Origin of the sequence: Butyricicoccus sp. Marseille-Q5471, from assembly GCF_951230135.1 — a bacterium.
Classification (GTDB): Bacteria; Bacillota; Clostridia; order Oscillospirales; family Butyricicoccaceae; genus Agathobaculum.
Genome location: NZ_CATNVC010000001.1, coordinates 336,961 through 359,300 on the forward strand (window position 1 = coordinate 336,961; position 22,340 = coordinate 359,300).

The window sequence follows — 22,340 nt, forward strand, 5'->3', positions numbered from 1 at the left end:
CTCCTTTCCTTACTTCTTCTTAGAGCCGGTCTTGCCTTCCTTGCGGCGGACAAATTCGTTCACATAGCGAATACCCTTGCCCTTGTACGGCTCGGGCGGACGCTTCTCGCGAACTTCCGCTGCGAACTGGCCGACCTTCTGCTTGTCAGGACCGGAGATGATAATCTTGTTCGGACCCGGGACGTCGATTGTAATACCCTCGATTTCGCTCATCGTAACCTGATGCGAGAAGCCGAGGTTCATAACCAGATCCTTGCCCTGCTTTGCAACACGGTAGCCGACGCCTACAACGTCAAGCTCCTTCTTGTAGCCTTCGCTCACGCCGACAACCATATTGTTGATGAGGCTGCGCGTCAAGCCGTGCAGCGCACGGTTCTGCTTCTCATCATTGGGACGGGTGACGTGGATTTCATTGTTCTCCACAGCAATCATCATGTTGGGGTGGATTTCCTGGGTCAGAGTTGCCTTTGCACCGGAAACGGTCACAACATTGCCGTCAATCTTGACTTCAACGCCAGCCGGTACGGTAATCGGCATTCTACCAATTCTTGACATATTTTATACCTCCCCTTACCAGACAAATGCGAGGACTTCGCCGCCGACGTTCAGCTCACGAGCCTTTTTGTCAGTCATGACGCCTCTGGAAGTGGAAACAATGGCAATACCAAGGCCACGGAGCACCTTCGGCAGCTCCTGTGTGCCGGCGTATACACGCAGGCCGGGCTTGGACACGCGCTTGAGGCCGGTGATCGCCTTCTGGCGGCCATCGACATACTTCAGCACGATGCGGATGATGCCCTGCACGTTGCCTTCGACAACCTCAAAAGACTTGATATAGCCTTCGTCGAGCAGGATCTGGGCAATTGCCTTCTTCATTTTGGAAGCCGGTACGTCAACAGTTGCGTGACGAGCGGTTCCAGCGTTGCGGATACGAGTCAGCATATCCGCGATGGGATCGGTGATCTGCATATTTTATGCTCTCCTTTTAAGAAGTTTGGGGGTAGTGCAGCAATCGGGGCGGGTTAGTCCTGCGATTGACCTGTTTGCCTCCCACTTTTCTTTACACTGCTCCGTGGCCCTTCCACAGGCAGCGGCTGGAAAAATCTGTTTGGGAGCGAGCTCCCTTATAACAGCCGTTTAGCCCGCACAAGGCGGGCAACGACTAATTATACCATGTTTAAGAGCGGCCTGACAAGCTACAAAGTGCATATTTCTTACCGAAAATCCACTTTTGTTCCCGTCAAAACGCTCTGAAAAGTAACGATTTAAAACGTTACCAAGCTACTCGGGTAATTAGGGAAATTACCAGGAAGCCTTGCGTACGCCCGGGATCTGGCCCTTGTAAGCCAGCTCACGGAAGCAGATACGGCAGATGCCGAAGTCGCGCAGGTATGCGTGCGGACGGCCGCAAATCTTGCAGCGGTTGTAAGCACGCGTCGAGAACTTCGGAGACTTCTGCTGCTTGAGTACCATTGCCTTCTTAGCCATTTAGAATTCTCCTCCTTACTTCTCGAACGGAGCGCCCATCAGAGAGAGCAGCTCCTTCGCTTCTTCGTCAGTGTTTGCAGTGGTGCAGATAACGATATCCATACCGCGAATCTTATCGATCTGATCGTAAGCAATCTCGGGGAAAATCAGCTGCTCCTTGAGGCCCAGGGCGAAGTTGCCGCGGCCGTCAAATGCATTGCCGTTGATGCCGCGGAAGTCGCGGACGCGGGGCAGTGCAACGTTGAACAGGCGATCCAGGAACTCCCACATACGGTCATGGCGCAGGGTAACCTTAACACCAACCGGCATGCCTTCACGAAGCTTAAAGTTCGCAACGGACTTGCGCGCAGTAGTGATAATCGGCTTCTGGCCGGTGATTGCAGTGATGTCGCGGACGACAGACTCAACTACCTTGGCATTGCCGTTGGCTTCCTTGCCGCAACCGACGTTTACAACGATCTTGTCGATCGTCGGAATCTGCATCGTGCTCTTGTACTCAAACTTCTTCATCAGAGCAGGAGCAACTTCAGCAGTGTACTTTGCCTTCATATTCGGGGTCATTTATTGCATCCTCCTCTTCTTAAAGTGTCTCGCCGCAATGCTTGCAGACAACAACCTTGGAGCCGTTGTCAAGCAGCTTGGCAGCGTAGCGGGTGGGCTTGTCGCACTTGGGGCAAACCTTCATCACCTTGCAGGAGCGCAGTGCGCCCTCGCGGGTGATGATGCCGCCGGTCTCACCCTGACGGCGGGGCTTGGTGTGGCACTTAATCATGTTAACGCCTTCGATCACAACCATGCCCTTCTTGGGGTTAACGGACAGAACCTTGCCGCGCTTGCCCTTTTCCTTACCGGAAAGAACGACTGCGGTGTCGCCCGTCTTTACATGCAAATTATTCATTGTATGGCGACCTCCTTACAGTACTTCGGGAGCCAGCGACAGGATCTTCATGAAATCCTTATCGCGCAGCTCGCGCGCCACGGGCCCAAAAATACGGGTACCCTTGGGGTTCTTATCTTCCTTGATGATAACTGCAGCGTTCTCGTCGAAGCGGATGTAGCTACCATCCGCACGGCGCAGACCCTTGACGGTGCGGACGATGACAGCCTTAACTACGTCGCCCTTCTTAACACCGCCGCCCGGGGTGCACTTACGCACCGAGCAGACGATGATGTCGCCGATGTTGCCGTACTTGCGGGTGGAGCCGCCGAGAACACGAATACATTTCAGTTCCTTCGCGCCGCTGTTGTCAGCCGCACGCAGAAAAGTTTCCTGCTGAACCATGTGCTCTCCTCCTTACTTCGCCTTCTCGATGACTTCAACCAGACGCCAGCGCTTATCCTTGGACAGCGGACGGGTTTCCATCACCTTTACCTTATCACCGATCTTGCACTCGTTATTTTCGTCGTGCGCCTTCAGCTTATAGGTACGCTTGATAACCTTCTTATACAGAGGATGCTGTACGCTATCCTCAATCGCGACGACAATGGTCTTGTCCATCTTGTCGGAGACAACCTTGCCTACGCGAGTCTTGCGCAATGCTCTTTCGCTCAACTTCGCTTACCTCCCTTATGCCTTAGCCGCGAGCTGCTTCTCGCGGAGAACGGTGTTGACACGCGCGATATCGCGCTTGACTTCAGTGATCTTGTTCGTATTGTCAAGCTGATTGGTGGCGTGCTGGAGACGAAGATTGAACAGGTCCTTCTTCAGATCGCCAAGCTTTACGAGAAGCTCTTCAGCAGACAGTTCTCTGATCTCAGTTGCCTTCATCATTCTTCACCGCCATTCTTACGCATAACGAACTTGGTTTTGCAGGGCAGCTTGTGGCTGGCCAGACGCATCGCCTCACGAGCGGTTTCTTCGGAAACGCCGGCGATTTCAAACAGGACACGGCCGGGCTTGACGACCGCAACCCAATACTCGGGCGAGCCCTTACCGGAACCCATTCGGGTTTCAGCAGGCTTCTCGGTGACCGGCTTATCGGGGAAAATCTTGATCCATACCTGACCGCCACGCTTGGTGTAACGGGTCATAGCGATACGGGCAGCCTCGATCTGGTTCGAGGTAATCCAGCAGGGCTCAGTAGCCTGCAGGCCGAATTCGCCGTTGGATACGAAGTTGCCGCGCAGGGCCTTGCCCTTGAGGCGGCCACGATGCACGCGACGATATTTAACTCTCTTAGGGAGCAGCATTAGCGGTTGCCTCCTTCCTGACGGGGCGCACGACGATCGCCGTTACCACGGTTGTTGAAACCGCCTTCACGACGGCCGCCACGACGGTCATCACGGCCGCCACGGCGCTCGCGGCGCTCAAATGCGGGCTTGGGAGCCTCAATGCTGCGTCCCAGACGGGGACCGCCGGTGAGAACCTCGCCCTTGTAGATCCATACCTTAACGCCGATTTTACCATAGGTGGTGTTAGCTTCGGCAAAGCCATAGTCGATGTCCGCACGCAGGGTCTGCAGCGGAATCGTGCCTTCGTGGTAGTGCTCGGTGCGGGCGATTTCCGCGCCGCCCAGACGGCCGGAGCAGCAGGTCTTGATGCCCTTGGCGCCCATGCGCATTGCACGGCCCATAGACTGCTTCATGGCACGACGGAAGCCGATGCGCTTCTCGAGCTGGGAAGCAATGTTCTCAGCAACCAGAGTCGCGTTGGTGTCCGGGTTCTTGATCTCGATAATCGAGCACTTAACCTTCTTGCCGTACTTCTTCGTCAGCTCAGCTTCGAGCTTCTGAATGTCCTCGCCGCCGCGGCCGACAACCATGCCGGGACGTGCGCACTGGATCATGATCTTGATCTCGTCGTTCTTACGCTCGATCTCGATCGCCGGAACACCGGCATCGTACAGCTTCTTCTTCAGTTCCTTACGGATATTGTAGTCTTCCACGAGGAGGTCGCCGAACTGTGCGTCCTTAGCGAACCAACGGGAATCCCAATTCTTGATTACACCGACACGAAGACCGTTCGGATTAACTTTCTGGCCCATTGATTAACCTCCCTTATTCTTTCTCGCCAAGAACCAGCGTAATATGCGAGGTTCTCTTGAGGATTCTGAACGCACGACCCTGTGCACGCGGCATAACGCGCTTCATAACAGGTCCGGGTCCAACGTGCACCATCTTGACGTACAGCTTATCGGTGTTCATGCCGTGATTGTTCTCAGCATTTGCAACCGCACTCTTGAGGAGCTTTTCCATTACCTCAGAGGTAGCCTTGGGGGTGTTCATGATGATGGCCATCGCAGTGCCCGCATCCTTGCCGCGGATCAGGTCGCAAATCAGCTTGACCTTACGCGGCGTCATGCGAACGTTTCTTACAATCGCTTTTGCTTCCATTTTTTCATTTCCTCCTTACTTACCGTTATTGGAGGTTCTGCTGCCCGCGTGACCACGATAGGTACGGGTGGGAGCAAACTCGCCCAGCTTGTGACCAACCATGTCCTCGGTCACGTATACCGGAACATGCTTGCGGCCGTCGTGCACCGCGAAGGTGTGACCGACGAAATCAGGGAAAATCGTGGAAGCGCGGGACCAGGTCTTAACAACCTTCTTCTCGCCCGCTTCGTTCATAGCAACGACTCTTTTGATAAGCTCAGGAGCCACAAAAGGGCCCTTCTTTATGCTTCTGCCCATATTACGTTAACTCCTTTCTTACTTGCCGTTACGACGACGGACAATCTGCTTATCCGTACGATGATTCTTCTTACGGGTCTTGTAACCCATAGCCGGCTTGCCCCAGGGGGTAACAGGCGAGGGACGACCGATCGGGCTCTTGCCCTCACCACCGCCGTGCGGGTGATCGCACGGGTTCATGACAGAACCGCGGACGGTCGGGCGGATGCCCATGTGACGGGTACGGCCAGCCTTACCCAGCTGAACATTGGAGTGGTCGGAGTTACCGACAACACCGATGGTCGCCTTGCACTCAAGGCGGATAAAGCGAACTTCGCCGGAGGGCAGGCGAACCTGCGCCTTGCCGTTTTCCTTCGCCATCAGCTGAGCTGCAACGCCAGCCGAACGAACCAGCTGAGCGCCCTTACCGGGGTACAGCTCGATGTTATGGATCATGGTACCGACCGGGATGAACTCTACCGGCAGGCAGTTGCCGGGCTTGATGTCAGCTTCCTTAGAGGAAACGACCTTATCGCCGATGTTCAGGCCTTCCGGAGCCAGGATATAGGCCTTAACGCCGTCCTCGTACTGAACGAGAGCGATGTTGGCCGAACGGTTCGGATCATATTCAAGCGTCAGCACGGTAGCCGGCATGTCCAGCTTCTGACGCTTGAAGTCAATGATACGGTACTTCTGCTTGTTGCCGCCGCCGTGGTGGCGAACGGTGATGCGGCCATAGCTGTTACGGCCGGCATTCTTTTTCACCTTCTCGAGAAGGCTCTTCTCGGGCTTCACCTTGGACAGTCCCTTATAGGACAGAACGCTCATGTTTCTGCGCGAGGGTGTCGTCGGGTTGAAAGTCTTAATAGCCATTGAAAGTTTCAACTCCTTGTAATCTGTTCATTATCGGGGTGTCTTCCCCATAAATGCCCCGCTTATGATAGGCGGAAGCGGTTGATCAGCCCTCGGGCTTAGATCATGTTTTCGAAGAGCTCGATCTTCTTGGAGTCGGCGGTCAGGGTAACGACAGCCTTCTTCACATCCGGGCGCTTGCCAACGTGAACGCCCATGCGCTTCCACTTGCCGGGAAGCTTAATGGTGTTTACCTTGGAAACCTTAACGCCGAAGATCTCTTCGACAGCCTTCTTGATTTCAATCTTGTTGGCGTCGCGTGCTACTTCGAACGTGTACTTGTTGTCCTGGATGCCTTCCATAGAACGCTCGGTGATAACCGGCTTCTTGATAATGTCGTAAACGAACTTCATTATGCGTACACCTCCTGGAGCTTTTCAACAGCCGCCTTGTCAATGATGAACTTGTCGGCGTTGAGGATATCGTATACGTTCAGGGTGCTCGCGATGGTCGTGCGCACGCCGGGGATGTTGGCGGCAGACTTAACGACGTTTACGCGAACTTCAGGGGTGACGACCAGGCTCTTGCGGGTTGCCTCGATATCAGCGAGGAACTTTGCAAAGGTCTTGGTCTTGATTTCGCCCATGTCCAGACCGTCCACTACGATGATTTCGTTTGCAGCAGCCTTTGCAGACAGTGCAGACATCATCGCCAGGCGACGGGTCTTCTTGTTGAGCGTGTAACGGTAGGAGCGCGGCTTGGGGCCGAGCGCGATACCGCCGTGGGTCCACTGCGGAGAGCGGATGGAGCCCTGACGAGCACGGCCGGTGCCCTTCTGGCGCCACGGCTTGATGCCGCCGCCGCGAACCTCAGCACGGGTCAGGGTAGACTGCGTGCCCTGGCGACGGTTGGCCAGAATGTTCTTAACCACCGCGTGCATAACAGAAACGTTGGGCTCGATGCCGAAAACGGCAGCGTTGAGCTCCATTTCGCCGGTCTGCTGACCAGCCATGTTGTAAACCTTAACTGTAGGCATTGATTACTCCTCCTCCCCTTACTTTCTAGCCGAAGCCTTCTGCGGGTTCTTGCTGACGCCAGCCTCGCCCTTGACCAGCTTGTTGTTCTTAACGGTGTTCTTCAGCACAACGATGCCGCCCTTGGGGCCGGGAACCGCGCCGCAAACAGCGATCAGGTTCAGTTCAGCGTCAACCTTGACAACGTCCAGGTTCTGTACGGTAACCTGCTCGTTGCCCATGTGACCGGGCATCATTTTGCCCTTCATGATCTTAGACGGGTCAGAGCACGCGCCCATGGAACCCTGATGACGGTGCATCGGGCCGGCGCCGTGGCTCATGGGGCCGCGGTGAGCGTTGAAGCGCTTGATAACGCCTGCATAGCCCTTACCCTTGGAAGTACCGGTTACGTCTACGAAGTCGCCTTCAACGAACATATCGGCAGTGATGACGTCGCCCATCTGGAAACCGGAGCAGTCTTCAAAGCGGAATTCCTTGAGGTACTTCTTCAGAGCCTCGCCAGCCTTCTTCAGGTGGCCCAGCTCAGGCTTGGTCAGCTTGCGCTCCTTGATGTCGGCAAAACCGAACTGGACAGCGTTGTAGCCTTCCTTTTCCTCGGTCTTGATCTGAGTGACGACACAGGGGCCGGCCTCGATGACGGTGCAGGGGATGACCTTACCGTCGGCGTTGAAGATCTGGGTCATACCGACCTTCTTGCCGATGATTGCTTTGTTCAGCATTGTGTTTTTCCTCCTTAAAGGTTATTGGTTGACGGCGTTTAGCCGGCAACTTGACCTCGCCGCGCTGTATGCGGCAGGGCTTTCAAATCACCGGTGGGTTAATCCAAGCGATTTGTTGACAAAAATTTTAGAGCTTGACTTCAAATTCAACGCCAGCCGGCAGATCCAGCGTGGTCAGAGCCTCGATGGTAGCCTGGTTGGGGTTGATAATGTCGATCAGGCGCTTGTGGGTGCGGCGCTCGAACTGCTCGCGGGCGTCCTTGTACTTGTGGACAGCGCGCAGGATGGTGATGATCTCGCGCTCGGTCGGCAGCGGGATCGGGCCGGACACCTTAGCGCCGTTGCGCTTTGCGGTTTCGATGATCTTCTCAGCGGACTGGTCGATCAGCTCGTGGTCGTAAGCCTTCAGACGAATTCTGATTTTCTGTGCATTTGCCATTTTGGTTTTCCTCCTCGTATGTTCGCCATACATTAAATAATGTGGTGACTCGTTACGGAGAGAAACTGCAACCCCGCCGTGTGTATCACGTTCGGGCATGAAAATAACCGGGCACACTGGTAGTGTAACGATCCGGTCACAAGAAAACGTAAGTGGTTCAAGCCATCGGCTGATCGGCAAAAAGCTGCCGAAAGTCCCGAATTTACGCAGGAACATTGCGTTTGTGCCTCCGAGCTTGCGCTCCTTGGCTGATAGCAGTTGTCTCAACCGCCCGATTGTCGGACCTACTCCGCCGAAGTTACCTGTCTCAGACAGCAATCTCCGGCATCATCGCGTTTTGCCCCGCTTTCGCAGGTGCTTATTTAGATTACTACATTGTTTTTACAAAGTCAAGCGATTTCTCAATTTTTCTTCATTTTTTCATAAAATGCGCCGTCTACCCTGCGGCAGACGGCGCATTTGTCAATTATGCTCAACAATCAGCAGCCAGATGTTGGCGCTGCTGTCAGGCACAAGTCCTGTATTGTCGTACAGCGAGACGGTAAATCCCGCTTTTTTCAGCTGTTCAACGGTTGTATTCTCATTTTCGTTTTTAATAATATAAAATGAATACGGATCGCCCGCCACCGAGCTGTCTGCCGCAACCGAAGGCAGTGTTGCCGAGCCGACCGCCAGATAGCAGCCCGCAACCGACATTCCCTGAATTTCCTGCGGCAAAATGATTTTTTGCACGTTCTCGGCTGCCGCTACGCCAACGCCGGCGCCGCGCGGCTGTGATGCGTCATCTCCCGCCGCAGCGACCGGGGGCATGCCGGACTGTATCACCGTTGCGTTTTCCGCTGGCGCACCTTCTGTATTTGCCGGTTCTGTGCCCGCCGTTTCGGATTCGCCCGAATCCTCTTCGACCGACCGGCTCATAACCGCACCCTCTGTTCCGTCTGCCGCGTACAGCATCGGCATTTCCGGCGCAGCACTCGCATCGGCCGATGCCGTCATATCCGCGCTGCCCTTGCCAAGCGACAATCCATCCGTGCCGAAAAATGTACCGATACCGCCGCCCAATGCCACCACGACAACGACAGCTGCCGCCGCGACCATGGTGAAAACCGGCATGCGCCGCACAGGCTTCTCCGGTTGGATGACCGTCAGTCTTCCCTGGCCTTCGACCCGCTTGATAATGCTCTCGTGCAGGCCCGCAGGCAGTTCCACCTCCGCCGAGAACAGTTCGTGCATTTTTTTGAGATCCTCCAACAGCGCGGCGCACGAGGGACAGCCTGCCAGATGCGCGTCAAGCGCGGTGCGTTCATCGTCGGTCAACGTACCGTCAACACAATTGGAGCAAAGCTGCTCAAAATGTTCGCAGTCACTCATGCTTCCTCGCCTCCCTTCGGATTTTTAGACGAGGCGTGCAGCAAAAGGTTCCCTCGTTTGATTAAAATCTCGCGCAGCGCAAGACGTGCACGCGACAGCCGCGATTTGACCGTGCCTTCCGATATTTCAAGCGCTTCGGCAATCTCGGTATAGCTCAGCCCAGACACATCGCGCAGCAGCACGATCCTGCGGTGCTCTTCCGATACCAAGTCGAGCGCGGCGGTCAGCTCCCGTCCCAGTTCCGTGTTCTCGAGATGCTGCTCCGGCGTGGGTGCCGCATCCGGAATCGCGCGCTCATGCTCATCCTCGCCCTCGGTCAGCGACTGCGTCTGCGGTGCGGCATTCTTATGGCGCGCATGATCCACGCACAGATTCATCGTGATGCGGAATAGCCAGGTGGAAAAGCCGCTGTCGCCGCGGAAGCTGTCCATTGCGCGCCATGCGCGCAGAAATGCTTCCTGCGTGATGTCTGCAGCATCCTCGGGCACTCCCGTCGAGCGCAGAGCAAGCGCGTAGACGCGTTTTTCATACCGCGTTACCAGCTCCTCAAACGCGGCCATTTCGCCGCGGCGCGCGCGGGACAGCAGTGTCTTTTCTTCAGACATGCATGCCCTCCTTTCAAATGGTGTCCCGGGTCAGTCCTCGACCGCCCGCTTCAATTCGTCAATCAGCACATACAGTTCTTCCAGCCGTTCCAACGCACAGATGCGCTGTTTAAAGCTTTTCAAACCGCTTGTACGTTTTAAGTAGCAGTTAACGTGCCGTCTGGCCTCAAGCATGGCAATATGCTCGCCCTTTTGCGCGGCAGCCAGCTCAATCTGCCGCACCGCTGTGTCCATCCGCTCGGCAAAGGGCGGCAGCGGCGGCACGATGCCGGTTTCGAGCAGTACGTTCGCCCGCTCAAACAGCCACGGATCGCCCAGGCTGCCGCGGCCGATCATGACCAAATCCGCGCCGGTATGCTCCAGAATGCGCGGCACATCCTCCGGTTCAAATACATCGCCGTTTGCGATAACCGGAATCGAGACCGCCTCCCGCACTTCGCGGATAGCATCCCAGTCCGCCTTGCCGCTGTACTGCTGCGCCCGCGTGCGGCCGTGCACGGTGACTGCGTCTGCTCCGGCCGCTTCCGCCATCCTTGCAAACGCAACACAGTTGATGCTCTTTTCATCCCAGCCCTTGCGGAATTTGACGGTCACAGGAACATCAACCGCCGCCTTGACCGCTTCGATAATACGCGCGGCGAGATCGGGATCGCGCATGAGCGCCGAGCCGTCCCCATTGTTCACAATCTTGGGTGCGGGGCAGCCCATATTAATGTCAATCAGTTCACAGCCCGAAACTGCCGCGGCGATCTTTGCGCCTTCGGCCATGCTTTCCGGGTCATGACCGAACACCTGCGCCGCCGCGGGATGCTCATTCGGCGCAAGCTCAAGCAGACGAGGTGTTTTCTTGTCCTGATAGGTGAGCGCGCGGGTCGAGACCATCTCCGTATAGGTCAGCGCCGCGCCGTGCTCGCGGCAAATCTGCCGAAAGGCCAGGTCGGTCACGCCGGCCATCGGCGCGAGCACAAGCCGCCCGGGCAGTGAAACGGTTCCGATTTGCATAGCGCCCTCCCCGCTTGTATAATTTCACGCATTTTATTTTAGCACACTTCACTATCCAATGCAAATATAAATCCGATGACAAAAAAACCGCCGCAAATGCGACGGTTTTCAAAATAATGCGAGGAATTTCGCACTAAAAAAATAGCCAAAAGAAATGAGTGCGGTATTCCACACCGCGATGCCGAGCGCTGACCAGCCGATAAACCACTTCACCGGCATGCGCAGCAGACCCGCCGGAATGGACACAATCGTCCGCAATACCGGAATGACGCGGCAAAGCGCAAGCCCCCGTCCATGCTGCAGGCCGATGTAATAATGACATCGATCGACGAATGACATAAACTTTTCGCTTCTGCCAAACAGCTTGTGCATAATCGGTTCACCGCCCATGTAGCACAGGCCGTAAATCACCAGACTGCCGAGCAGACCAAACACAATCGAAAGCACGAGCGTCAGCAGCAGCGACAGCTCGCTCTGCGCAATCAGCACGCCGATGCACGGCATGATGATACCCGCCGGAAAGCCGGGCAGATTCATATATTCGAAAAAGATGACTGCGCAAATCAGAAGCAGTCCATATTGATGAAATAGCGCAAAGAATTGGTCGGCTGTCACGCAGGTGCCTCTTTTCCTAATTGTCTTCCCCACTGCAAGACCGCAATGGTGCGGTGTTGCCTTTATTAAATAGTATAACAAGCGGCCCACGCCGAAACAAGTGGCGCGGGCCGCAATTGACAATTTATTTACAAAATCCAGATTGCGCTTATCCACGCAATGCTGGCCAAACCAATGCCGAGCAGAAATGCTCCCGCCATCTGCCAAATACCGTACCTGCGCTTGATCGGACGCACTGCGCCGAGCAGATATCGATCCGCGATGCGGCAGGCTTCGCGCACGACTTCTCTCTGCGGCATCGAATGATCGCGCACCAGAAAAATCGCCTGTTCAAACAGCGCACGGTTATCCGGCTGCACCACAATCACACGGCGGGTCACGCCTTTTACCATCTTCAAATCACTCCCTTTTGACGGGAGTATGCCCGAAATGCAGACAGTTTAGTCAGCAGCTTCCAGTTTTTCAATGCGCAGAACAAGAGCGGTTCGGTCGTCGTCATGACCGCGTCCCTTGGACTCGGTAACCAGCTTGGCCGCCAGCTCCTTAGGACTATCACCCGCGTGCTTGAGCAGCAGCTCACGCAGCCACTGATCGTCACTGCCGTCGGACACACCGTCAGACAGCATGATGTACAAATCGCCGTGTCCAAAGCGCAACGGCAGTGAATCCGCCTGTGTCGGTTCCTCATTCAGACCGATGGGCAGCGTGCGGCAGTCAAAGCGCGACCAGGTGCCGCCCATGCGCAGATAGGTCGGCGCCGCGCCGCATTTCAGGCTTTCCGCCTTGCCTGAAAACAGGTCGACGGTCAGCGCGTCGAGCGTGACAAACCGTTTGCCGCCCGCGCGCAGCGAAAAGGCAGGCGCGACCGCCTTGAGCGCGTCCATCAGCGTGATGCCCGCGCGCAGAAAACGCTCAAAGGAGCTGATAATGGTGCGGCTGTCCTGCGCTGCGGCAGCGCCCGTGCCCATACCGTCGGACAACAGCAGACAGGCCGTCCCTGTATCGGTCAGAAAATAGCAGCCGCTGTCGCCCGAGACGGATGAACCGTCCTTCTGCTGCCGCGCCACGCCCACAACCGCGCGGAAGGGCGCACGTTCACGCAGCACAAGCCGCAGGCCGAGGTCGTCATCCGTTTTCTGCGGCGCAGTCAATCCGACACCCAGCAGTGCGCCCAAACCGGCCGAGAAGCCGCTTCCCTGCTTCAAAATATCGTCAATGCCCTCGCCGAACAGTTCAATTACAAGCCGTCCTCCGCCGTCCCGGAAGACGCTGACCTTATCGATCCAACCGAATGCAGCCGCATACCGTCGCACCTGCTTTTCGCGCATGGGCTGGGCGGAGAAGTCCTGTGTCGCCTCGGCTCCAATTTGTCGAAGGATATCGGTGATTCCTGCGTACTGGCGGGCAAGCAGGGTCTTGTTTTCCTCTTCCTGTCGCCGAAGAGACTGGCGCTCACGCAGCGCATACAACGCGCTGTTGATTGCGCGCATCAGCTCAGGCAGATGCACGCAGCGCGAGGCAAAATGATAAGGAAAGTCCGAAAGCTCGGCTCTGCCGCGCTCCAGCATAGGCTGTGTCACATCGTTAAAGGCCGACAGCGTTGTCACATAGTCCCGCTGCCAGCACTGCGAGCACAGCACACACTTTTTGCACACACGGTCGCTGGCGCGATCAAAAACCGCGCTGACATTTTCATCTCCCGTGGCTTTTCCGGTGGTGGCTCCGGTCAGCATCGCAAGATAGAGTTCATAAAATGCCTGTGCCGCCTCACTGGCGCACTTGCCCGCAGACGCACGCACACGTTGGTGCGCCGCTTCGCCCATCAGCGTTTCGGGCAGCAGTGTCTGCCGGAGTGCATTCCAGACAAACGGCGGCAGCGCGATAAAAATGCCGACAGCCGCAATCAGCTCGAGAATCATGGGCACAAAGAGCACATTATCCGCGCCCAGCATCGAAGCGCACAGTCCGGCCGCACCGGCGGTCAGCGCAAACCACAGCCGACCCTGATCGCGAAACAGGCCCGCCACCAGTGCGCACAGGCCGTAGCAGCAAGTAAACAGCGCACCCTGTCCGGCCGCCATGTCCATCGCCGCGCCAAACGCGACACCGGCTGCCGCGCCTGTCGTCGCGCCTCCTAAGTAAGCCGATGCAAGCACCAGCAGCAGTGCCGCGATACGCGCGGGCGTAAAGAGCGTGAACACATCGAGATCGGCCAGTGCGAGTAGCACGGTCGCTGTCAGCGCCAGCAGTGTCGCCGGCCGCTTCCAGTCGCTTTCCTCACGGGGCGGCGAAAGTGCGATGCCATAGGCGACACAGGACGCGAAGGTCAACGCCTGCGCACCGACGAACGTCAGCACGGTCGGTACGGTGAGCGCCTCTCCCATCGGCAGGAACACAAAGGTGCACGCCGCGCCGGCAAGGGTCGCAACCGTCGGTGCGAACCAGAATTTCTCCACACACTTCAGTCCGCCGAAGATACTGATGACGCACAGCACGAGCACTGCCGCGGCCGCATACACTGCGCCGCGTGCGCTGCCCTGCAGCAGCATCGCTCCACAGAATACACCGCCAATTGCCGAAAGACCCGCTCCCCTCGACATAAGCGCGGCCGCCATGGCCAGTCCGAAGGGAGCATAACCGCCGAACACCGTCCCGCGTGCGAGCACCGCACACAGCACAAACCGCTGCACGCCGCGCACGACAATCTGCAATCGCTCCTTAGTCAGCGCCTGTGCGACTGCTGCGGCGGCTCGGCCGACCGCCTGCGGCGCTGTTTTTTTGATTTTCTGCTTTTCCATGATTGTTATGCCTCCCTTTGCTTTTCCAGTATATCCCACGAAAGGCGCGGGGGTTGACGGAAAATAGAAAGGGAAATGGCAATTTGCCGATTCGGGACATATTTTTTTAGCAACCGGCATAGAATGCACCGGCGCCCCGCCGGCTTAAGGTTGCAACGGTGTCCTTCGGCTCACCGTCTGCGTACAGCTTGGCGGGGTTTACATTATAATAGAAATCAGAAACAAGGGGTAAGCGACCACGCGGAACATTGCAAAGCCGTTTGAGGAAGCGTCTGCTTGCCGAATCATACTAAAAATGTTAGATAGCTTGCGCATCGACCGGGCTTTGATGCTCCTTCCGATACTGCTTGGGTGAAATACCGACACGCTTGACGAACAGATTGATCAGGCTGCCGCCAGATGCATATCCAACCTCGTAGGCAATTTCGGAAACTGTCTTTGTGGTGCGCGCAAGCAGAATCTTCGTCCGCTCCACGCGCGTGTTGATTACGTATTCCACCGGGGAAAATCCCGTTTGCCGCTTGAAGCAGTGCGAAAAATACGACGGACTCAGATTCGTTACGCCGGCCAATTCTTCCAATGTGATTGCTTTGCCCATGTTGGAACGGATGTATTGAATCGCATCATCAATCGGGCTGCTCGCTGCGCGCTCCTGTGTCGTGGGAGTGAGCAGCAGGTCAAACAGGCGGTAAATGCGCATCGAGCTTTCAAACGGCGTTTCAAGATTACCGCGTTCATAGAAATCGACCATATCATAAAGCAGCTTACCAATCAGCATATTGGTGTCACGCCCAATGAGCCAGCCTTGCATCTTCGTAATGTACCTGCAAATTTCGTGGGCATTTGCACCGTCAAAATGCATGTACACAAACTCAAGGCCGTCCTCGGCCTGATAAAAGTGTGGCTCAACGCAGTCGAGCAGGACGACATCGCCGCGGTGAGCCTGCCGCTGTTCTCCGCGGTACTCGATATGAAAAATCCCGCTGCGGACAAATACCACAAGCAGCGGGGGATAGGATTTGCGCCGCATGAAATAGTTTCGGTTACAGTAATAATGCCCACACCAGGTAGGATAAAAAAATAGCTCCTTTGCGGCATCCGGCGGCGTAAAAGAAAAGCAGGTAGACTGCGGTAAGATGCCGGGGTCGACACTTTTCATAGATTCTTCTCTCCTTTTTCAAATCCAACATATAAAAGCAATATCGATGAATAATATAGCAAGACGCCCTATTTACCGCTTTCTATCATTATCCTATAATAAAGCCACAGAAAAGGAAATGGTGAAGAATTACAAAATAATTTCCATCTATTTGTTCTTTTCTGTGTATTACAGGATTTGTGAAACAGCTCCTGCAATTAAAACATAATAAGTGCATTGAAGAAAGAGTGTGAACAACATGTTGATTGGCGAAAAGAAAATCGAACGTCCCTTCCGCTGGGGTATTGTCGGCGGCGGCCGCACAAGCGGCGTAGGTTACAAGCACCGTTTGGGCGCGATGCGCGATAACACGTCCTTTGTTTTGAAGGCGGCAGCCTTCGATCTGGACTTTCAGCGCTGCGTAGACTTCGGCAAGAACCTGTGCATGGACGAAGATCGCCTCTACCCCGACTACAAAGCCATGTTTGAAGCGGAAGCAAAGCGCGAGGACGGCATCGAAGCGGTCGATATCGCAACGCCGAATTTCCAGCATTTCGAGGTTTGCAAGGCCGCTCTTGAAGCCGGACTGCATGTGATCTGTGAAAAGCCGCTCTTTTTTGAGATTGAGCAAGGCGAGGAAATCAAGCGAATCTCCGAAAAGACCGGCAAGATTGTCTGCGTTACTTACGGTTTCTCCGGCTTTGATTTGCTGACCCAGATGCGCCACATGATTCTCTCGGGCGACATCGGCGAGGTCACCATGGTCGACCTGCGCTATGCGCACGGCTTCGGCTGCGACCCGACCGGCGACACGCAGGCCGAGGGACAGAAGTGGCGCGTCGATCCCAAGAAATCCGGCCCGTCCTTCGTGCTGGGCGACCTGTCCACCCATACCTTTTATATATCTGAGCTGGTTTGCCCGCAGCTGAAGCTCAAGCAGGTGCTGTGCGACCGCCAGAGCTTCATCCGCTCCCGCGCACCGCTTGAGGACAACGCCTATGTGCTGATGCGCTATGAAAGCGGCGCAGTCGGCCGTATGTGGGCATCGGCTGTCAACGCAGGCGACATGTCGAGCCAGCACATCCGCATCGTCGGCACCAAGGCTTCGCTCGAGTGGAACGATATGCATCCGGATGAGCTGCACTATGAGGTGCAGGGCAAGCCCGCGCAGACCTTGGTGCGCGCGATGGACTACCTGTCCGATGACGCACTGGAGTACGAGCGGCTCGGGGCGCTGCACTACACCGGCCTGATTGACTCCTGGTCGAACCTTTACAACCGCTTCGCAGTCGCGATGGACGCGAAAAACCGCGGCGACGAGCAAACGCGGCGCAATCTGGTTTATCCCGATTTGGAGCACGGCATCAAGGGCATCCGCTGGGTGACCAAATGCGTCGAATCCGCCGACAAGGGCGGCGTCTGGGTCGACTTCGAGTAAAACAAGTCCATTTGTGCCGCCCGCTCACCGCGTGGCGCACTTCTCACCATACAGGAGGAATCAATATGAAACTTGCTATTTGCACCGATGTGTTCGCTGACCTGTCCTATACAGACATGCTGGACAAGGTAAAATCGCTCGGCATCGATGCGGTCGAGATGACCGCGGGCGGCTGGGGCGCGCGCCGACACTGCAACACCGCTGAGCTGCTGGCCGACGAAGGCAAGCGCAACGCCTTTTTGCATGAGCTTACGCAGCGCGGCATGCGCATTTCCGCACTCAATACCTCTTGCAACCCGCTCTGGCCGAGCGCAACCGGCGAGGAATACAAAAAGTCCATGTACGCCTGCGCCGAGCTCGCGGGCAAGCTGGGCGTCAAGAAGCTGGTCGCAATGGCAGGTCTGCCCGCAGGCAGTGAGAACGACACCACGCCCAACTGGATTACTTCGACCGTGTCGTGGCCGGATTTTATGGCTCCGGCCTACGAGTACCAGTGGAACGTGACAATCACGTTTTGGAACGAATTCATTGCGCACTGCAAAAAGTGCGGTGTGGAGCAGATTGCGATTGAGGAATTCCCGGGCACGATGGTCTGGTCGGCCGAGACATTGCTCAAGCTGCGCGAGGCGACCGATCCGATGCTCGGCATCAACCTTGACCCGTCCCACATGATGGTGCTGGGCGCCGATCCGATCGCAGCCGCCCGTGCACTGAAGGGCTGCATTTTCCATGTGCACGGCAAGGATGCGCGCATCGAGCGCGGTCTTGCCGACACAAACGGTCTTTTGGAGCCGCGTCCCGTAACGGAATCTGCCGAACGCGTCTGGAACTATGTAGCCGTCGGCTGCGGCAAGGATTTGCAGTGGTGGAAGGAGTTCTTCTCTGTTGTGCACATGATGGGCTACGACGGCGACGTTTCCCTCGAAATGGAAGACCTGACCATGTCGGTCGACGCAGGTGTGCTCACCTCAATCGACGCACTCCGGCAAACCATCAGCCTATAACAGCATACCTCTATTCTCCTCACTCTTCATCCGCTGTGCAGGACGAACGCAGGATAACAAGAGCGCATATTGCTACGTTTTTCTCCCTCAAAGGCAAAATCGACCGGTAAGCAAGCTAATGAATATGAATCGAGCAGTCCTTTTGCACGCGGATGCTGCTGATCATTCTGGCTGTGTCGCTGAGCGGCCTCGGCATGATTTGCTCCATGATTGCCAACACCATTGAATGCCGGCAGCGGCGCACCGGTCTGCGTACGGCAGGCGCAATTCAGCCGACTACGACCTCACGGACAGGGCATCTCAGCCGCCGCCATCAGCTTTATTAGGATGACATCGGGCACGACCTGCTTTAGCGCGAACAGCGGCAAGCCATAAAACGCTGCACGGATAACACCTGCATGCCGGAAGACGGCGAGCTTGCGGACTGATGTGCCAATCGATAATATAGCCATTTACTTCCTTTCCCTCGACACGCACAGGTGCTCGTGCGCTATGATAGAGACACATTCCTTTCGGTCCACCGAACCACACTCAAATTTTGTATTGCCTATAATTCTTCAAACACTTTTTTGTCTGCGAGTGCAAAATAAAAACGGCATCCACTTTCGTGGATGCCGTTTTCGTTGGCGAAAGTTAACAGGCTCGAACCGCTGCGGCTATGCGATTCTGCAACATGGTCACTTCCACTAATATCCGCCGTTGTGCCCCAGCCGATTGTAAAGAGTCACCACCAATTCATTCTGGCCGTTGATAAACACCAATTCTTGAATACCTGCCGCTTGCATCGCTTTGATAAGTTCTATAGAAATGCGTTTATACGACCTTTATTGAGAATTTTCATCGAAGGATGCCCCACCATCCGTTTATCCTCGTGTATATGATATAGGAGGAAGCTCTGTGGACCAGATCCATATACCCTGATGCTCTGCCACCGTAAACAGAGCGCGCACAGCCGACTGCATCTAATTGCACCACTCAGCCACTTTCTTTTGTAAATTCCATATATCGCACATACGAACAACTTACAACCCTTGACACTCACTCAAATCGAAAAGCAATACGACCCCGCTGTTCTGACGTAGAAAGCGGGACAACGTATCGCGCAGTTTGGACAGGCGGCCACCATGTACTACCTTTTCAATATGAAAAATACACGAAACCTGTCAGGTGCTTATTGGATGCTTAGGTTCCAAAAAAACAAGGGTGTTCCCATGAACGGGAACGCCCTTTTTCAATACTTGTTTTTTGACAGGATGAAGAATACCTTATAGTGCTTCATCGTCCACCCATTTAGAACTTATCCGAGCCTAATACTCTGTAGGAATCGTACTATCTTCACATGCACCCTCGGGCAAAAATCGCTGCGCCAACGATGCCTTTTTCCATCGATTCCTTGGAATAAACAAAGTCAAAGCCGTAGGACATCACGTCTCTTCCTGCTTTCCCATGTACCGCCCTTTCGAATGCTGCACGCGGAAAATCCTGCATCTCCATTACTCCGCCGCCAATAATTAGGGCATTGGGATTGAAAATGGTGGCCATGACCGCATAAATATGCGCACAAGCATCAACAAACTCTAACAGCGGTTTTTCGCACTGATGGAAGGCAAATAAATTCCGAATATCGGTATCCGGATAATATTGCTTCCGAATCACTCGCAGCCGCCCGTAAAAGAATAAAATTGAAGGAAAAAGACTTTATACGCTTGTTGAATAAGTTTAGGAAGTTGGGGATTTCGCCTATTCCACTAACGCCTAATAGCATTGCATCAGTAACCTTCTGTCCCACGGTAATCCCTGTAACCTGTTGCACCAACGCATAGGTCGATACGGACTTGTAGCGAGGTGACTCCCATTAGGCACTCCACTAAGGCTGCTGATTTTGCAGATTGAATGGAATCATTCATATGCAGATGCCCGGGAGCGTGAGTATTTTTTATAGGGTTCTGGTGCTGAATCGGTGGGGTACGTGTACCTTATATGCGGTACCGCTCGAACAGATCGGACGTGCGGCCGCATTACCAGGATGTCCGCTTAGTGCTAATGAGATTCGTCAGAGAATTGATCAAGCAACATAACCGAGCGAAGGCTGAAGGGATCAAGTGATTGATGAATGACAGATCACTAGGACATCGCAGAAGCAAGCGGCTGATATTCCATTATTTCAATGTAACACCGAGTATGATGAGCAACGATTGGCAGAACTGCTCAGGAATGTACCGGAGATGTCACCGGCCTTCGTCAGTGCCCTTGATAATCAGTTAAAACACTGCCGCTGATGATTTGGGAAAGCACTCTTGATGCCTCGAACGTGGTCAACATCCGATTGCCTGTAAAGCCGAAGCCGTTGTCTGGTGAGAATGCAGTTGTACTGCATGCGCCAATGGCACGTTGCTTAACAGATCAGTTCCGTGATGATATGCTGCGGATGCTTACATGCTGATTGCAACGAATGGTGTCTCGGCATTTGCAGGGCGAAGAACTACCGCCCAATCGATGTGAAAAACCCTCCCAGATGATGGAGGAAAAATGTCTGGATTTATATGATGGATTGTGGAACAGACTTCTGAAGCGTGCGGCGCTTGTTTTTTTTGATTGAGCGACTCGCAGGGCGCGGCGCAAGTGCAGTGCTGATTCACTTTTAAATTGCCGGCATGCGCAGCTGCAGCGCGCATACCGACGGATATGTATTCTATTCGGAGTGTGAAGACGCGCCCTGCGGACGTACGTTTGTGCAGACCGGGCTGTGCTGCACAGTAGCATAAGCTTTAGCCGCCTTGCGAAAAGTCGGCTGCTGGGCAAAAACTATAAGGCCGCGATTTTCTCGAGCAGCTCAAGCTTCAGACCTGCCTTGACCAGGATCGCATTCACCTTTTCGAATGCTTCCGGCTGCAACTGCGGTTTATTGTCGTCGTACTTTTTTATTAGGCGCACCGACTCTGCATCGATGCTGTCCTCAAAATAAGACGCGCTCTTTGCGTTGCGTGAGCCAATGCGCGGCAGATACAAATCCATAAAGTGATCAAGCGTATAGTCCGTGGTGAGAAAACTGCCGCTGTGACCGACTTCCTGAATTTCCTCCATATCGAGGGTTTCTGCATTTACCTCAAACGGCGTGAAGGAGAACTTCACCTGCCGAATGATTTCAAAGTCACAAATCATTTTATCAAAAGAAGTCGCGTTCACACTGGCGACAACGCCGCCGGCTTCCATCACCAGATTGATGCCGTGGCGGTATGCAGAATAGAAGGTAAGCATAGATTCATAGCCTGCCTGCGCATTGACGACAGGCGCATCGGTTTGGCTTCCGCCGCCGCGGGAAGGGAGTCCGTAGAAGCGTCCCATCGCCGCGCCAAAGCCCTGCATGATGGTGCCCTCGGGCGCACTGCAGGCAAAAAGCACTTCGCGCATATCGGCGGCGGTGGATTGAGTGCCAAACAAAACCGGGGTGCCGGGACGAATCATCTGTGCGAGCGCGATGCCGGCAAGATTTTCTGCTGTGCCGCTGGCAAGTGTGCCTGCCATCGGCAAGGGACCGGTTGCGCCGAGCATGGCGGCGGGACAAAGGATGACCGGCTGACCATATCTTGCAAGTGTTATTAGATTGTCAAGCATTTTGTCGTCGAGCGAGAGCGGCGAATTGGTGTTAATCAGTGCAATCATGTGGGGATTGTTCGCCATACCCTCCGGACCGCCAAACAGTGCGCAGCCAACCTCCATCATTGCTTCCACGGTTTCCTTTTTGCCGGTGGACAGCAAAATCGCCTTATCGGAATGGGTTAATGTAGCATAAAGCATGCTAAGCGGTGCGGTATCCTCCGGAATGTCGCTCGGCTGCACCAAAATACCGCCGTTGATATCATATACTTCGCTTGCGTCAACGAGCTTTAAAGCCTTTACATAGTCCTCCATCGTACCGGGGCGCTGCGTGCCATCACGCTCGGCAATAAAGGCGCAGCCGTAGGTGGGGGAAGGATGCACGCAATCCCCGCCAATCTGCATGTTATGCTTTGGGTTACGTGCATAAAGGGTAAATGAAGAAGGCGCCATCTTGACCCAGTGCATCACCTGGTCTTCGGTAAAAAATGCGATATCATCTTCAACGCGAATCCCATGGGCGATTAAAATGCCACGCGCTTCCTTGTTATGAAACTTGATTCCGACCTCGTGAAGAATTTTCATTGCTGCGTCGTGAATCAGCTGCTCTTTGGACATAGTAACTTCCTCC

General features: G+C 54.9%; 30 protein-coding genes. 3 read left to right on the plus strand and 27 right to left on the minus strand.

What is annotated here, in order from left to right; all coding sequences use genetic code 11:
* Positions 1 to 9: 9 nt before the first annotated feature.
* From rplF to QOX26_RS01870, 24 genes are all read right to left on the minus strand, one after another.
* Complete coding sequence (gene rplF, locus QOX26_RS01755) at positions 10 to 555, minus strand: 50S ribosomal protein L6 (protein WP_283673163.1); 546 nt, start codon at positions 553 to 555, stop codon at positions 10 to 12.
* A gap of 15 nt (positions 556 to 570) precedes the next feature.
* A complete protein-coding gene (rpsH, locus tag QOX26_RS01760) occupies positions 571 to 969 on the minus strand; it encodes a 30S ribosomal protein S8 (protein WP_283673164.1) in 399 nt (132 codons plus the stop codon).
* 333 nt (positions 970 to 1,302) lie between these two features.
* Positions 1,303 to 1,488, minus strand: a complete 186-nt coding sequence (locus QOX26_RS01765) for a type Z 30S ribosomal protein S14 (RefSeq protein ID WP_283673165.1) — start codon at positions 1,486 to 1,488, stop codon at positions 1,303 to 1,305.
* Between the two features lie 15 nt (positions 1,489 to 1,503).
* Positions 1,504 to 2,049, minus strand: a complete 546-nt coding sequence (rplE, locus tag QOX26_RS01770; protein WP_283673166.1) for a 50S ribosomal protein L5 — start codon at positions 2,047 to 2,049, stop codon at positions 1,504 to 1,506.
* A gap of 19 nt (positions 2,050 to 2,068) precedes the next feature.
* Complete coding sequence (gene rplX / locus QOX26_RS01775) at positions 2,069 to 2,386, minus strand: 50S ribosomal protein L24 (RefSeq protein ID WP_283673167.1); 318 nt, start codon at positions 2,384 to 2,386, stop codon at positions 2,069 to 2,071.
* A 15-nt stretch (positions 2,387 to 2,401) separates the two neighbouring features.
* Positions 2,402 to 2,770: a 50S ribosomal protein L14 gene (gene rplN, locus QOX26_RS01780; RefSeq protein ID WP_283673168.1), complete on the minus strand. Its 369-nt coding sequence runs from the start codon at positions 2,768 to 2,770 to the stop codon at positions 2,402 to 2,404.
* A 12-nt stretch (positions 2,771 to 2,782) separates the two neighbouring features.
* A complete protein-coding gene (gene rpsQ, locus QOX26_RS01785; RefSeq protein ID WP_283673169.1) occupies positions 2,783 to 3,040 on the minus strand; it encodes a 30S ribosomal protein S17 in 258 nt (85 codons plus the stop codon).
* A gap of 15 nt (positions 3,041 to 3,055) precedes the next feature.
* Positions 3,056 to 3,256 (minus strand): 50S ribosomal protein L29, encoded by a 201-nt coding sequence (rpmC, locus tag QOX26_RS01790; RefSeq protein WP_283673308.1) that lies wholly within the window; start codon positions 3,254 to 3,256, stop codon positions 3,056 to 3,058.
* Positions 3,256 to 3,678 carry a 50S ribosomal protein L16 gene (rplP, locus tag QOX26_RS01795; RefSeq protein WP_283673170.1) on the minus strand — a complete coding sequence of 141 codons (423 nt, stop codon included), beginning with the start codon at positions 3,676 to 3,678 and terminating at the stop codon, positions 3,256 to 3,258. Before rplP ends, rpmC begins: the two co-directional genes overlap by 1 nt.
* The gene (rpsC, locus tag QOX26_RS01800; RefSeq protein ID WP_283673171.1) at positions 3,678 to 4,472 is read right to left on the minus strand and encodes a 30S ribosomal protein S3; all 795 of its coding nucleotides are present in this window, start codon (positions 4,470 to 4,472) and stop codon (positions 3,678 to 3,680) included. Before rpsC ends, rplP begins: the two co-directional genes overlap by 1 nt.
* Before the next feature lie 13 nt (positions 4,473 to 4,485).
* A complete protein-coding gene (rplV, locus tag QOX26_RS01805; protein WP_283673172.1) occupies positions 4,486 to 4,821 on the minus strand; it encodes a 50S ribosomal protein L22 in 336 nt (111 codons plus the stop codon).
* Between the two features lie 15 nt (positions 4,822 to 4,836).
* Positions 4,837 to 5,118, minus strand: a complete 282-nt coding sequence (gene rpsS / locus QOX26_RS01810; RefSeq protein ID WP_283673173.1) for a 30S ribosomal protein S19 — start codon at positions 5,116 to 5,118, stop codon at positions 4,837 to 4,839.
* A gap of 18 nt (positions 5,119 to 5,136) precedes the next feature.
* Positions 5,137 to 5,970, minus strand: coding sequence for a 50S ribosomal protein L2 (rplB, locus tag QOX26_RS01815; RefSeq protein ID WP_283673174.1), 834 nt, complete (start codon positions 5,968 to 5,970; stop codon positions 5,137 to 5,139).
* A gap of 98 nt (positions 5,971 to 6,068) precedes the next feature.
* Positions 6,069 to 6,362: a 50S ribosomal protein L23 gene (gene rplW, locus QOX26_RS01820; RefSeq protein WP_283673175.1), complete on the minus strand. Its 294-nt coding sequence runs from the start codon at positions 6,360 to 6,362 to the stop codon at positions 6,069 to 6,071.
* Positions 6,362 to 6,985 (minus strand): 50S ribosomal protein L4, encoded by a 624-nt coding sequence (gene rplD / locus QOX26_RS01825; protein ID WP_283673176.1) that lies wholly within the window; start codon positions 6,983 to 6,985, stop codon positions 6,362 to 6,364. Before rplD ends, rplW begins: the two co-directional genes overlap by 1 nt.
* An 18-nt stretch (positions 6,986 to 7,003) precedes the next feature.
* A complete protein-coding gene (rplC, locus tag QOX26_RS01830; RefSeq protein WP_283673309.1) occupies positions 7,004 to 7,699 on the minus strand; it encodes a 50S ribosomal protein L3 in 696 nt (231 codons plus the stop codon).
* A gap of 130 nt (positions 7,700 to 7,829) precedes the next feature.
* Positions 7,830 to 8,141: a 30S ribosomal protein S10 gene (gene rpsJ, locus QOX26_RS01835; RefSeq protein WP_283673177.1), complete on the minus strand. Its 312-nt coding sequence runs from the start codon at positions 8,139 to 8,141 to the stop codon at positions 7,830 to 7,832.
* A 462-nt stretch (positions 8,142 to 8,603) separates the two neighbouring features.
* The gene (locus QOX26_RS01840; RefSeq protein WP_283673178.1) at positions 8,604 to 9,512 is read right to left on the minus strand and encodes an anti-sigma factor family protein; all 909 of its coding nucleotides are present in this window, start codon (positions 9,510 to 9,512) and stop codon (positions 8,604 to 8,606) included.
* Complete coding sequence (locus QOX26_RS01845) at positions 9,509 to 10,117, minus strand: RNA polymerase sigma factor (protein WP_283673179.1); 609 nt, start codon at positions 10,115 to 10,117, stop codon at positions 9,509 to 9,511. Before QOX26_RS01845 ends, QOX26_RS01840 begins: the two co-directional genes overlap by 4 nt.
* Before the next feature lie 30 nt (positions 10,118 to 10,147).
* The gene (gene dusB / locus QOX26_RS01850; RefSeq protein WP_283673180.1) at positions 10,148 to 11,119 is read right to left on the minus strand and encodes a tRNA dihydrouridine synthase DusB; all 972 of its coding nucleotides are present in this window, start codon (positions 11,117 to 11,119) and stop codon (positions 10,148 to 10,150) included.
* Positions 11,120 to 11,227: 108 nt separating this feature from the next.
* On the minus strand, positions 11,228 to 11,734 hold the full coding sequence (locus QOX26_RS01855) for a DedA family protein (RefSeq protein ID WP_283673181.1): 507 nt from the start codon (positions 11,732 to 11,734) through the stop codon (positions 11,228 to 11,230).
* A 128-nt stretch (positions 11,735 to 11,862) separates the two neighbouring features.
* Positions 11,863 to 12,132: a translation initiation factor 2 gene (locus QOX26_RS01860; RefSeq protein WP_283673182.1), complete on the minus strand. Its 270-nt coding sequence runs from the start codon at positions 12,130 to 12,132 to the stop codon at positions 11,863 to 11,865.
* Between the two features lie 42 nt (positions 12,133 to 12,174).
* Positions 12,175 to 14,532: a SpoIIE family protein phosphatase gene (locus QOX26_RS01865; RefSeq protein ID WP_283673183.1), complete on the minus strand. Its 2,358-nt coding sequence runs from the start codon at positions 14,530 to 14,532 to the stop codon at positions 12,175 to 12,177.
* Positions 14,533 to 14,830: 298 nt separating this feature from the next.
* Complete coding sequence (locus QOX26_RS01870; protein ID WP_283673184.1) at positions 14,831 to 15,691, minus strand: helix-turn-helix domain-containing protein; 861 nt, start codon at positions 15,689 to 15,691, stop codon at positions 14,831 to 14,833.
* 238 nt (positions 15,692 to 15,929) lie between these two features.
* On the opposite strand from QOX26_RS01870, the gene QOX26_RS01875 reads away from it, so the two are divergent.
* The 3 genes from QOX26_RS01875 to QOX26_RS01885 all read left to right on the plus strand — a co-directional run bounded on the left by QOX26_RS01875 (position 15,930) and on the right by QOX26_RS01885 (position 18,438).
* Positions 15,930 to 17,108, plus strand: coding sequence for a Gfo/Idh/MocA family protein (locus tag QOX26_RS01875; protein ID WP_283673310.1), 1,179 nt, complete (start codon positions 15,930 to 15,932; stop codon positions 17,106 to 17,108).
* Positions 17,109 to 17,173: 65 nt separating this feature from the next.
* Positions 17,174 to 18,112 (plus strand): sugar phosphate isomerase/epimerase family protein, encoded by a 939-nt coding sequence (locus QOX26_RS01880; protein ID WP_283673185.1) that lies wholly within the window; start codon positions 17,174 to 17,176, stop codon positions 18,110 to 18,112.
* A gap of 152 nt (positions 18,113 to 18,264) precedes the next feature.
* Positions 18,265 to 18,438 carry a hypothetical protein gene (locus QOX26_RS01885; RefSeq protein ID WP_283673186.1) on the plus strand — a complete coding sequence of 58 codons (174 nt, stop codon included), beginning with the start codon at positions 18,265 to 18,267 and terminating at the stop codon, positions 18,436 to 18,438.
* Here the strand turns inward: QOX26_RS01885 and QOX26_RS01890 are convergent.
* The 3 genes from QOX26_RS01890 to QOX26_RS01900 all read right to left on the minus strand — a co-directional run bounded on the left by QOX26_RS01890 (position 18,397) and on the right by QOX26_RS01900 (position 22,327).
* The gene (locus QOX26_RS01890) at positions 18,397 to 18,564 is read right to left on the minus strand and encodes a hypothetical protein (RefSeq protein ID WP_283673187.1); all 168 of its coding nucleotides are present in this window, start codon (positions 18,562 to 18,564) and stop codon (positions 18,397 to 18,399) included. The two genes, QOX26_RS01885 and QOX26_RS01890, sit on opposite strands and share 42 nt — an antisense overlap.
* Before the next feature lie 883 nt (positions 18,565 to 19,447).
* Positions 19,448 to 19,768, minus strand: coding sequence for an ROK family protein (locus QOX26_RS01895; protein WP_283673188.1), 321 nt, complete (start codon positions 19,766 to 19,768; stop codon positions 19,448 to 19,450).
* Positions 19,769 to 20,917: 1,149 nt separating this feature from the next.
* Positions 20,918 to 22,327, minus strand: a complete 1,410-nt coding sequence (locus QOX26_RS01900; RefSeq protein WP_283673189.1) for a trimethylamine methyltransferase family protein — start codon at positions 22,325 to 22,327, stop codon at positions 20,918 to 20,920.
* Positions 22,328 to 22,340: the final 13 nt, after the last annotated feature.